At 39.5% G+C, this 11,264-nt stretch carries 14 protein-coding genes; 2 read left to right on the forward strand and 12 right to left on the reverse strand.

Translation table 11 applies throughout. The annotated features are described in order from the left end of the window. Positions 1 to 32: 32 nt before the first annotated feature. Positions 33 to 278, forward strand: a complete 246-nt coding sequence (locus EWZ81_RS00475) for a ribbon-helix-helix domain-containing protein (protein WP_165548569.1) — start codon at positions 33 to 35, stop codon at positions 276 to 278. A 23-nt stretch (positions 279 to 301) separates the two neighbouring features. Here the strand turns inward: EWZ81_RS00475 and EWZ81_RS00480 are convergent, their stop codons facing one another. Together EWZ81_RS00480 and dapF are read right to left on the reverse strand one after the other, a co-directional pair. Continuing rightward, a complete protein-coding gene (locus tag EWZ81_RS00480) occupies positions 302 to 949 on the reverse strand; it encodes a YkgB family protein (protein ID WP_001148292.1) in 648 nt (215 codons plus the stop codon). A gap of 106 nt (positions 950 to 1,055) precedes the next feature. Next, positions 1,056 to 1,874, reverse strand: a complete 819-nt coding sequence (gene dapF / locus EWZ81_RS00485; RefSeq protein WP_165548571.1) for a diaminopimelate epimerase — start codon at positions 1,872 to 1,874, stop codon at positions 1,056 to 1,058. 115 nt (positions 1,875 to 1,989) lie between these two features. Between dapF and EWZ81_RS00490 the strand changes: the two genes are divergently transcribed. After that, the gene (locus EWZ81_RS00490; protein WP_042633551.1) at positions 1,990 to 3,036 is read left to right on the forward strand and encodes an AI-2E family transporter; all 1,047 of its coding nucleotides are present in this window, start codon (positions 1,990 to 1,992) and stop codon (positions 3,034 to 3,036) included. A 140-nt stretch (positions 3,037 to 3,176) separates the two neighbouring features. On the opposite strand, the gene EWZ81_RS00495 is transcribed toward EWZ81_RS00490, so the two are convergent. Genes EWZ81_RS00495 through folD form a run of 10 tightly spaced genes read right to left on the reverse strand, consistent with a single transcriptional unit; the run spans position 3,177 to position 11,205 of the window. Further along, positions 3,177 to 4,049, reverse strand: coding sequence for a radical SAM/SPASM domain-containing protein (locus EWZ81_RS00495; RefSeq protein ID WP_165548573.1), 873 nt, complete (start codon positions 4,047 to 4,049; stop codon positions 3,177 to 3,179). Between the two features lie 14 nt (positions 4,050 to 4,063). Next, entirely contained in the window at positions 4,064 to 5,164 is a 1,101-nt protein-coding gene (gene ychF, locus EWZ81_RS00500; protein WP_000524586.1) for a redox-regulated ATPase YchF, read from the reverse strand. A gap of 1 nt (position 5,165) precedes the next feature. Continuing rightward, positions 5,166 to 6,656, reverse strand: coding sequence for a leucyl aminopeptidase (locus EWZ81_RS00505; protein WP_165548575.1), 1,491 nt, complete (start codon positions 6,654 to 6,656; stop codon positions 5,166 to 5,168). 47 nt (positions 6,657 to 6,703) lie between these two features. Beyond that, positions 6,704 to 7,282, reverse strand: coding sequence for a DedA family protein (locus EWZ81_RS00510; protein ID WP_000393402.1), 579 nt, complete (start codon positions 7,280 to 7,282; stop codon positions 6,704 to 6,706). A 14-nt stretch (positions 7,283 to 7,296) separates the two neighbouring features. Further along, a complete protein-coding gene (apt, locus tag EWZ81_RS00515) occupies positions 7,297 to 7,836 on the reverse strand; it encodes an adenine phosphoribosyltransferase (protein ID WP_165548578.1) in 540 nt (179 codons plus the stop codon). A 57-nt stretch (positions 7,837 to 7,893) separates the two neighbouring features. Continuing rightward, positions 7,894 to 8,226, reverse strand: a complete 333-nt coding sequence (locus EWZ81_RS00520; protein ID WP_000495091.1) for a hypothetical protein — start codon at positions 8,224 to 8,226, stop codon at positions 7,894 to 7,896. Between the two features lie 50 nt (positions 8,227 to 8,276). After that, complete coding sequence (gene rpiB, locus EWZ81_RS00525) at positions 8,277 to 8,732, reverse strand: ribose 5-phosphate isomerase B (protein ID WP_165548581.1); 456 nt, start codon at positions 8,730 to 8,732, stop codon at positions 8,277 to 8,279. Between the two features lie 20 nt (positions 8,733 to 8,752). Further along, positions 8,753 to 9,451: a zinc metalloprotease gene (locus EWZ81_RS00530; RefSeq protein WP_165548583.1), complete on the reverse strand. Its 699-nt coding sequence runs from the start codon at positions 9,449 to 9,451 to the stop codon at positions 8,753 to 8,755. Positions 9,452 to 9,459: 8 nt separating this feature from the next. Continuing rightward, entirely contained in the window at positions 9,460 to 10,332 is an 873-nt protein-coding gene (gene lepB / locus EWZ81_RS00535) for a signal peptidase I (RefSeq protein WP_165548585.1), read from the reverse strand. Further along, positions 10,333 to 11,205: a bifunctional methylenetetrahydrofolate dehydrogenase/methenyltetrahydrofolate cyclohydrolase FolD gene (gene folD / locus EWZ81_RS00540; RefSeq protein ID WP_187855076.1), complete on the reverse strand. Its 873-nt coding sequence runs from the start codon at positions 11,203 to 11,205 to the stop codon at positions 10,333 to 10,335. Positions 11,206 to 11,264: the final 59 nt, after the last annotated feature.

Here is an 11,264-nt window from a genome sequence, read left to right on the forward strand (position 1 = left end):
TTACAACATACTAACTAAAAAAGGAAATTTTAATGGAATTAGGAAATAAAAATATAAAACCCGGTCGCAAGCGTGTCGCTGTAGATGAGTTGAAACGCAATTTTTCAGTTACTTTTTATCTCTCTAAAGAAGAGCATGATGTTTTAAGACGACTAGCTGATGAAGAAGTAGAAAGTGTCAATTCCTTTGTCAAACGCCACATTTTAAAAACAATCATTCATAAAAAAGGCGCTAACCAAGATTCTTCTATCAATTGTGATTCTTCTAGTAGGCTTTAAGCCTACTTTAAGGCATTCGCTCTTTAAGAGCAACACCCGCTAGAGCATTTAGTTTTAATCCCTACCGATGAGCGATCCATCAAGCAAAACCCTTTCCCCTCTAAATAGCGTTTCGCATCAAACCCGGCCACAAACAAGCCTCCAGCAAATAACGCCAAGTCTTTAACCACTAGCCTTCCAGCCCCAGAAAGCCATGGGAAATGCTGATTGACAAACACTTCTGGCGTTGTGAACAAAAAGGATAGAGTCGTGATCGTCATTCCAGCGACAAGCAAGCCCCCAATCACGCCCATTAAAGGCATCCAAAGCCCTAAAAGCACCAAAATACCTAGGATCATAATCGTGATCCCTAAGGCTTCAGCCACTAAATAAGTGCGGTTTTCTTTATGCCATTCTTTGTTTTCAACGATTTTAGGGTCATCTTGCATTTCTTCTTGCATGGATTGGGATTCAGACATTTTGTGTTGTTTGTATGCGGGCTTTTCAAATTTATACATGAAAGAAAAGAAAGGGGAATTAGCCACAAAAGGAGCGATCCCTTCGGCTTCATACGGCACAAACTTAAGCCCTCCAATCCAAATAAAAATGATGAAAATAGCTATATGCATCAAATAGCCGCCTAAATTTTGAAGTTTTGTAATCACTTCAAGCAATGATTTTAACGCTTGCATGGTTTTATTCCTTTAGGATATTTTTTATATTGCTAAAAACAGCTCGCAAATGATAGCGCATTATGTTTAATTACGACAAAATCATTACCATTACAAGAAATAATGATCAAAAACACCCATTTTCAAAAACACTGCCCAAAACGCTCATGCCAATATAACGCACCGCGCCCTTATAAAAAATCCCATCATTTTTTAAAGAAAGCTCTAAAGATTCGTTGCTTTTAGGGATGAGAGTGGCTTTTTTAGGCGTGTTATAAAAAATGCGCGCGGCGATAAAAACCGCCGCCATGCCTGTCCCGCAAGCTAGCGTGAAATCTTCAACCCCTCTTTCATAAGTTTGTAAAAAAATCGTCTCTTTATTTTCTATAAAAGCGATGTTAATATTAGCGTTAAACGCATGCCTTAAAGCCCTTAATTCCAGCGTGTTAAGGGAATTTAACCACTCTTTATTTTTTACAAATCCCACTAAATGCGGCACTCCTGTATCTATGAGGTAGAACATAGGGATATTTTCTAAAACGCTGTTATTAGTAAAAAATTTTTTGCATCTTAAGGCGGGTATGGTGTCTAGGATTTTGTAGTTACCGAGATTGCTCTCTATGATATTGGGTTCTTCTATACGGATAGAAATCTCTCTTTTTCCGGCTAAAAAAACATGCTCTTTAGGGGCTATATTATGCTGGTAGGCAAATAACCCCACGCAACGGCTCGCATTCCCGCACATGCCCGCTTTAGAGCCGTCTGAATTGTAAAAATCCCATTCATAGTCATAATTTCTGCTCGGTAAGACGACCACAAGCCCATCAGCCCCAAAACCCTCATGCCTATGGCACACCTGTTTGGCTAAATTAGAAAAATCTTTTTTTTTGAAACTTTGCGTGATTAAAAAATCATTCCCGCTCCCTGAATATTTGTAAAACACCATTAATGCAAGCCTTTTTGATTTTAATTATAAGTTAAAAGAGGTTTTTTATCCTTAAAAGAGCGTTTTTTAGCTAACATTTGATAATTTTTGGTTCAAGTTTAATGGGGATAATTTCATGAAAGCTCAGTATTTCTTTTGGATTCTTTTTTTGATTGGTTTTTATTGGATGATCTATCTATATCAAGATTTTTTAATGGATGCACTGATCGCTGGGCTTTTGTGCGTGGGGCTTTTTCAAGTGAAAGTTTTTTTAGATAAGCGCTTTTCTAATGTTATCAGCTCGTTTTTATGCGTTTTAGTTTTAGCGAGCGTCTTGATCGTGCCGTTGTATTTTATTGTTTATAAAAGTTCTAATATCATTTTTGAAATCAATTTTGAAAAATTTTCAGCCCTAATCAAATGGCTTAAGGGGACAATCACTGAAAATTTATCGCATTTTCCTGCCATTCATGATGGAGTGAGCAAGTTTTTAGAAAATTTTAGCGCCGCTTCCATCACGGGTTATTTGTTGAAAATAAGCAGCTATGTGGGAAGATACAGCTTGAAACTCATTACAGACGCTTTGTTTATCTTGGGGCTGTTGTTTTTCTTTTTTTATTATGGGGAGAGATTTTATCGTTATTTTTTAGGGGTCTTGCCTCTTGGAATGAATCAAAGCAAAAAGATTTTTGAAGAAGTGGCTGGGATTTTACGCATCGTGCTTTTAACTTCTCTCATCACGGTTATTTTAGAGGGAGTGGCGTTTGGGGTGATGATCGTATGGTTTGGGCATGACGGCTGGTCTTTAGGGATTTTATACGGCCTAGCGTCTTTGGTGCCGGCTGTTGGGGGGGCTTTGATTTGGATCCCTATAGCGATTTATGAGCTTTATCATGGGAATGTGAATGAGGCGATATTTATCGCTTTGTATTCCATTTTATTGATTAGCGTGTTGATTGATAGCGTGATCAAGCCAATTTTAATCGTCTTCATCAAAAAAAGAATCTTTAAAACCACCCTTAAAATCAATGAAATGTTGATTTTCTTTTCTATGATTGCTGGGATTTCACAATTTGGTTTTTGGGGGATCATTGTGGGGCCTACTATCACGGCGTTTTTTATTGCGTTACTGCGATTGTATGAAAATTACTTTATCCAAAACGATCAAAAAGCATGCGAATGATATAAGGGCTCACAACGAAATTTTTAAAAATGATATATAAGAGTGAGTTATAGAAATAACCATTCTTATGAAGAATTTTCAAACACCTCATTCAATGCGAACGCAAATTTAAACCCATATCTTATAGATAGATGCAAATTTTATTTTTTATAACGAATGAGAGGGTAGGAGCAGTTTTTGCATAAAAGTTCTAACGCTTCGCCCTTTAAAAAATGGGTTTTGATAACCATAGCTTTTTGGCTGTTTAAAATATCTTTTAAGGGCGTATGGTTTAAATCGCCAAGGTTGATATGAGCTTGCGTGTCCATGCAGCACGGCACGACAACGCCATTAGATAAAATAGCGATTTGCTTGATCAAGCCGTAACAATAGGGGATTTTTGATTCCTGGTTTAAAGGGTTTTGGGCGTTTAAATTCGGCCATTTAAAGGTTTTTTGGATATTCAAAAAACTTTTTTTAAACAAACGAACGCGGCCTTGCGATTTTAGAGTCTCTAAAGAAACGCATTCAAAGCTTTCTAAAAAAGGCTTGATCAAATTCTGGTGTTTTTCAAGAGTGCTATCTTGAATGCGTAAATTCAAAAACACTTCGCTATTTTTTTCACATTTGTAGCGGCAAAATTCTAAAATTTTTTGGATATAGCGGTGCTGGTTGAGTTTGTTATGATTGTCTAGCCCTGCGTCTAAAGAAATAGAAATTTGATAGATTGCATCTTGTAAAAGCGTCTCAAAATTATGCAAATACGCCCCGCTAGTAACCAGATCCACTTTTAAAGAAAAGCGTTTGGCGGTGCTTAAATAGTGGTTTAAATTTTTGAGTTTGCAAGGATCGCCTAAAACATGAAAGGTGATGATTGGGGTTAAGGGGGCCGCTTCTTTGCAAATTTTTTCAAACAATTCTAAAGGCATCACGCCTCTGATATTTTTAGGGTTAGGGCAAAAACTACACTGCAACCCGCAAATATCGCTTAATTCTATATAGATCTTTTTAAAAGGTTTCTTGTTGGGTGTCAATTCTTGAAAAGATGCTAGACATTGAAGCGAAAATGCAATACATCGCCATCTTGAACGATATAGTCCTTACCTTCAATGCGTAACGCCCCCTTTTCTTTCGCCCCGGCTTCGCCCTTATAAGCGATAAAATCGTCATAACTGATGGTTTCAGCTCTGATAAAGCCTTTTTCAAAATCCTTATGGATCACCCCAGCAGCCACAGGCGCACTAGAACCTTTTTTAATCGTCCATGATCGCACTTCCTTGACTCCAGCGGTAAAATAATTGATCAGACCTAATTCTTTAAAACTCAAACGAATGGTCTTTTCTAGCCCGCTTTCTTCTACGCCCAAACTTTGCAAAAATTCTTTGACTTCATCTCCACTCATAGAAACCATTTCTTCTTCCAATTTAGCACACAAGGCGACAAACTCGCTATTTTGCCCTTTCGCATGGTTTTTAACTTTTTTGGCATGCTCATTGAGGATATTTAAATCTTCTTCGCCCACATTAGCAACATAGATCATTTTTTTATGAGATAAAAAACGCAATTCCTTATCCAGCTCCAAAAAAGCCTCGCTCGTGTTTAAGGGGAAAGTTTTCGCCGGTTTTAATTCTTCTAAATGCGTTTTTAAACTCAAAGCGCATTCTAAAAGATTTTTAGCGTCTTTTGAGCTTTTTAGGGCTTTTTGCAAGCGATCGATCCTTTTGTCTAAAGTGGCAATGTCCGCTAAAATCAACTCCAATTCAATGGTTTCTATATCATTTAAAGGGTCAATCTTGTCGTTCACATGCGTGATATTGTCATCTTCAAAACAGCGCACCACTTGCAAGATCACTTCGCATTCCTTGATATTGGCTAAAAACTGATTGCCCAAACCCTCCCCCTTGCTCGCTCCCTTAATCAATCCGGCAATATCCACAAATTCCACCACAGAATGCAAAATGCGTTCAGGCTTTACGATTTGAGCCAACGCATCAAGCCGCTTATCAGGCACATTCACAATGGCTTTATTGGGTTCAATGGTGCAAAAAGGGTAGTTCGCACTTTGGGCGTTTTGGGTTTTGGTGAGCGCGTTAAAGGTGCTGGATTTGCCCACATTAGGCAAACCCACAATGCCTACAGACAAGCCCATTTCAAGCCTTTTTCAAAAGCTCTTCCACAAAAGCTGTGCAAGCTCTCACGCCAGCCCCACTCGCTCCAAAGCTATTCACATCCCATTCTTTTTCCACATAAGCAGGACCTGCAATGTCAATGTGTAGCCACTTATCCTTAAACTCATCTCTAATAAATTCATTCAAAAACAAGCCCGCCGTGATCGCACCGCCATAGCGTGAAGAAGAAATATTGCACACATCAGCGATTTTAGATTCAATCAATTTCTTTAAATGGCGGTTAAAGGGGAGTTTGGCTAATAATTCGCCGGATTCTAACCCTGAAGTTTCAAAGAGATTTTTCAATTCTTCATTATGCCCCATGATCGCTGAAGTGAATTCGCCTAAGCCCACAACGCATGCCCCAGTAAGGGTCGCAAAATCCACGATCACATCAGGGCTTAAATCTTGAGCGTAGCTCAAACAATCCGCTAAAACCAAACGCCCTTCAGCGTCGGTATTACGGACTTCTATGCTCTTGCCTTCTTTAGAGATTAAAATATCATCAGGCTTGTAAGCAGCCGGGCCTATCATGTTTTCTGTAGCCCCAATAATGCCATGCACTTCAGCTTCCACGCCCAGTTTGGCTAATGCGTTTAAAAGCCCAATCACCGCAGAGCCACCGCCTTTATCCGCTTTCATGGTAACCATGTAATCGGCCGGTTTCAAGCTCAACCCTCCGCAATCATAAGTCAAGCCCTTACCCACTAAAGCGATTTTTTTCTTCGCTTTTTTAGGTTTATAGACTAAATGGATCAAGCGGGGGGGATTGACAGCGAGAGAGGCTTTATTGACCGCTAAAAAGGCGTTCATTTTCTTTTCTTCTAAAAATTTTTCATCATGGACATGGATTTCTAAATGGTTTTCTTTAGCCACTTTTTGCGCCACTTCAGCCATATAAACCGGGGTGCCAATCATAGGGGGGGTATTGACTAGATCCCTAACGATATTCAAGCTTTCTGTCATGATTTCAGCGTATTTTAAAGCTTCTTTAGCGCTCTTTTCTAAAGAATTTGCGCAAGTTTTTTCGCAAGGTTTGTGCAATTCTAAAGCGACAATGACTTCTTTTAAAACGCTTTCTTTTTTGTTGGATTTAAAAGTGTCGTATTCATACAAGCCTAATTTCAAGCCCAAAAACAGCGCTTTCAAGTTTTCTAAAAGCACATTATCTTTAGAATGCGCGCCGCAAGTATAAACGCCCACTTTAACGCTTTTAAAAGCGAGTTTTTTAAGGGTGCGAACGGCTAAACATGCGCCCTCTCTCAATAAATGCACATCATCTTCTTTAACGCCCACATACAGGATTTTATTTTCTTGGTCTAAAAACGCGCCTTCGCCTTCGTATTTAAAGGTTTCTAACAATTTTTTATTTTTGACCCAAGCATGATCAAAATCCTTATTGATAATAAAAACTAAACTGCATTCAGCTTTCGCGTTTTCAAAAGTGGTTTTTTCTAATTTGATTTTTAACATAAAGTCTCCTTTTTTAATTTCATATCTTTCAAGAATTGTATTGCGCTCTAGCGGTTTTTCTTACTATAGTATTGGAAATACCATAAAACCAACGCCAAGAAAGATACTAATAGTAATATTAGCGCATAAGGGTGTTTTTTAAGCCATTCTAACGCATGCAATAACTCTTCTCCTAAATACCACGCTAGAATAATGGTAATGCTCGCCCACACCATCGCGCTAATGAGGTTGATGATAGCGAATTTTAAAGCACTATAGCGCGTGAGTCCTATGCTAATGGGAATGATGGTACGCATGCCATACATGTAGCGTTGGATAAAAATGATAAACCAGCCATGTTTTTGCAACAATAAATGGGCTAGGGCTAGTTTTCGGCGTTGTTTTTCTAGCTTTTTTTGGATGTAAGCTTTATTGGTGCGGCCGATGTAAAAATAGATCTGATCCCCCACAAAACCCCCAATCCCTGCGACTAAAATGGCTAACCCCAAATGCATATGACCGGTATAGCTGGCAATCCCTGCTAAAATCAACCCGATCTCGCCTTCTAAAATGCTCCACCCAAATAAAATGAGATACCCCCAAGTCGCTGCATGCTGATTCCATAAGTCAATGATGTATTCTTCCAAAATTCACCCTTATCCTAGCATTCTAACAAACAAAAGGTTTTCATGCGCTCTTCTAAAAGTTGGATACCCGGTAATTCTTTTAACCCTATCAAAAAGCATGCTTCTATGCATTCGGCTTGTAGGGCTTTGATAAGCTCAAGGCTCGCTAAAGCTGTGCCTCCAGTGGCTAATAAGTCATCAATTAACACCACCCTTACCCCCTTAACCCCCCTAAAAGCGTCAGAGTGGATTTCTATGCTGTCGCTCCCGTATTCTAGGCTGTAGCTTTGAGACAGGGTGTGCGCGGGGAGTTTGCCCTTTTTCCTCACAGGCACAAAACCCACCCCAAGCGCATAAGCGAGAGCAGAGCCTAAAATAAACCCTCTCGCTTCAATGCCCACGATAAAGTCTATATTGAGAGCGAGATAGCGTTTTTTAAGCGTGTCAATGAGTTTGTTAAAAAGTTTAGGGTAGTTGAGTAGCGTGGTAATGTCTTTGAATAAAATCCCTTTTTTAGGGTAGTCTTTCACTTCTCTGATGCTTTGTAAAAGTTCTTCTTTGAGCGTTTCATTCATTTTGATTTCCTTTAATATAACGGATTGGTTGTAGAATTTTGATTTATTATAGCGTTTTTAAAGGAGAGCTTCTATTTTTTGCTCCAATTCTTTAATACGATTTTTATATTTATCCGATTCGCCTTTGTATTCAGAGTTGCGCTGTTTAAGGGCTTTCAGTTCTGTTTTTAACGAGCTCATTTCTTGGGTAAGAATATCGATATTACCCAAAGCTCTTTGGAGTTGCAACTGGTGTTTTTGGATCAAAATTTCAGCTTCTTGTAGGGTGAGCTTCATGGACGCATTGGTGCGTTCTTGCCGTTTAGCCACGGTTTTAAAAAAGAAAGTGCGCACGCCCATATAAAGGATAAAAACAACAGCGATAGTGATGATAAACCATTGGGTAAACATTCTATTAAAATATCCTTTTAGCGAAACGATGCAATTATACTATATTAGCCCTATGATTTCAGCGATTCATCTAGCTTTTGGATACGCAACACATGACGGCCTTGTTCAAATTCTGTAGAGAAAAACGCTTCCAAAATGCTTTCTGTTACGCCGATACCGCTAATCTTTTCGCCCAAGCACAAGACATTGGCGTTATTGTGCAAGCGAGTCATTTTAGCCATGTAGGCATCAAGGCACAAGGCGGCTCTAATACCCTTAAAACGATTAGCACCCATGCTCATGCCTATCCCTGTGGCGCACACTAAAATGCCATAGCTTTGCGGATTTTCTAAAACTTTTTGGCACACTAATTTGGCGTAATCAGGGTAATCCACCCTCATGGTGGGTAAAAAAGCTTGGATCTTAAAATCCTTGTCTTCTAAAAAATGTTTAACAAATTCTGCAAGATGCACCCCTGCATGATCGCTTCCTATAAAAACTTGAGCAATATTCAAAGGCTTATTCATCAGCCCTCCTTGATAAAAGATTAAGAAAGGAGTAAGGAAAATAAAAATCTTGTGGGCGCATGGATAAAAAACTCCGATAAAGGGGGGATAAATAAAAAGACAAACACTACCAACATGCCGTAGCGTTCCATTTTAGAAAACCATTCCAATAAAAACGCGCTTTTAAAATGCAACGCTAAAAAGCCTAACGCTTTGGATCCGTCTAAGGGCGGGATAGGGAGACTGTTGAAAACGCCTAAGACAAGATTATAAAGAATGCCTTGAATGAGAAAGGTTACTAAAGCGAGCTGATAAAGATTCAATTCATTGATGCTTAAAGCGTTGATCCCTAGTTTTTGAAAGCTCCAATGCGTGATGGAAGCGAGCAGAACGGCTAGAGTGAAATTATAAGCCACCCCAGCTAAACTCACCACTACGCATGCTAGAGAGCCTTTTTGAGAGACAATGTAGCACATATCCACAGGCACGGGTTTGGCCCACCCAAACAAAAAAGGGGCTTGAAAAATGAGTAATAAAGCCGGTAAAAGCACCGATCCCATCATGTCTAAATGCCTAATAGGGTTTAAACTCAAACGCTTAGCGTCTTTAGCGCTCCTGTCCCCAAATAAAAACGCGCTCAAGCCATGCATGATCTCATGCCCTATGATAGCGATTAAAAGGGCTAGGATTTTCATTAAGGTGGTAATAAAACTTTCTAAAGAGAAATCAAAAAATTGCACAAAAAACCTTAACGCGTTGCGTTTTCTTTTTTAATGATTTTTTCTAAGCCTTCAACGCTTTTAAACATGCGTTCCCAACGCACCAGATAGCGTTTTTTGGGGTTATTTTCTGCATCCATCTCCAAGCTATTTTTTAAACTCAAACTGAAATAAACAAACCATGGCGAACCCACGATGTTTTTATAAGCCACGCTCCCCCAAAAGCGCGAGTCGCTAGAATTATCCCTGTTATCGCCGATCATGAAAAATTCATCGTTATTGATTTTTTTATAAAACACCTTTTCGCCCTCCATTTGGATGAGTTGCATGCTGATATTAGCTTCTGCGCCTTGAGTGGCTAACTGCTCCATTAAGTGGAAGGTTTCATTGTCTTTTTGGTAATGGATACCCGGATGCTTATTTTTATAAGGGTTTAAAACAAAAATTTTACCCATAAATTCTTTTGTCATGGCGTTAGGGTAATGTTTAGCGATGTAAGTTTTGTCCGTGTCGCTCTCAAAAGGGTGCAAATAAAACCCCTCACTAGTGAATAACACCTCATCGCCCCCAATGGCAAAATTCCTTTTGACATAGTAAGATTTTTTTTCATGGGGAGGGATAAACACCACCACTTCGCCGCGTTTAGGGCGATCCCCCTCTATCAAATGCCCGTTATTTTTAAAATCAGGCATAACAGGAAGCTCAATCCATGGGATTTTAGGAATGGGTATGCCGTAAGAAAACTTTTTGACAAAGAGCATGTCGCCCTCATAGAGCGTGCCTACCATAGAGCGAGAGGGAATGATAAAGGCTTGCGCGACAAAAAAGATAACCAACAGCACAATAATGATCGTCCCTACCCAACTGGAGCAAAATGCATAAACAGAGCGTAAAAATTTCATTTAAAATCCCTTCCTTTGTTGTTTTTCAAAAGCGATTAGAGTGTTTTCTAAAAGCGAGACGATCGTCATAGGCCCCACGCCTTTAGGCACAGGAGTGATAAAACCGGCAACTTTTTGCGCGTTGGTGAAATCCACATCGCCCACGATACGCCCATCGTTCAAATGATTGATCCCAATATCCACCACTACAGCCCCTTTTTTTAACATGCTCGCTTTAATCAAATCAGGCTTACCCACGCCCACGCAAACAATATCAGCGTTTTGGGTGTAAAAGCTAATGTCTTTAGTCAAAATATGGCACACGCTCACGCTAGCCCCAGCGTTTAGCATGAGCATGCTCAAAGGCTTTCCAATGATATTGCTCGCCCCGATAATCGCCACATCCTTGCCCTTGATTTCAATGTGATAATGCTCTAAAAGACGCATCACGCCCATAGGGGTGGCTGGCAGAAACGATTCCTTTTGGGTGCAGAGTTTGCCGATATTAAGGGGGTGGAAACCATCCACATCTTTGTTTGGGTCAATGGCTTCTAAAATCATTTTAGTATCAATGTGTCTGGGCAAAGGGAGCTGGACTAAAACGCCTGAAATGTTTTGATCGGTATTGTAATCTTTAATCAAGGATAGCAATTTGGCTTCAGTAATATTTTCTTGGAGGGTTTTTAAGTCAAAATCCATGCCCACCCTTTCGCACGCTTTGATCTTCATATTGACATAAGTGATACTAGCGGGATCTTTCCCCACTAAAATCACGGCCAGTTTGGGGCGTTTATGCGTTTGTGCGGTTATTGTTTGGATTTTATTTTTCAAATCTTTTTCTATATCATAAGCTAACGCTTGCCCGTCTAATAAAACAACGCCCCTATTTGGCATGCCCATTTATCCTTTATCAATTAAAATCCTATTATTGTAGCAAAAATCATGCGTTTAAT

Origin of the sequence: Helicobacter pylori, assembly GCF_011140715.1 — a bacterium.
Classification (GTDB): Bacteria; Campylobacterota; Campylobacteria; order Campylobacterales; family Helicobacteraceae; genus Helicobacter; species Helicobacter pylori_DA.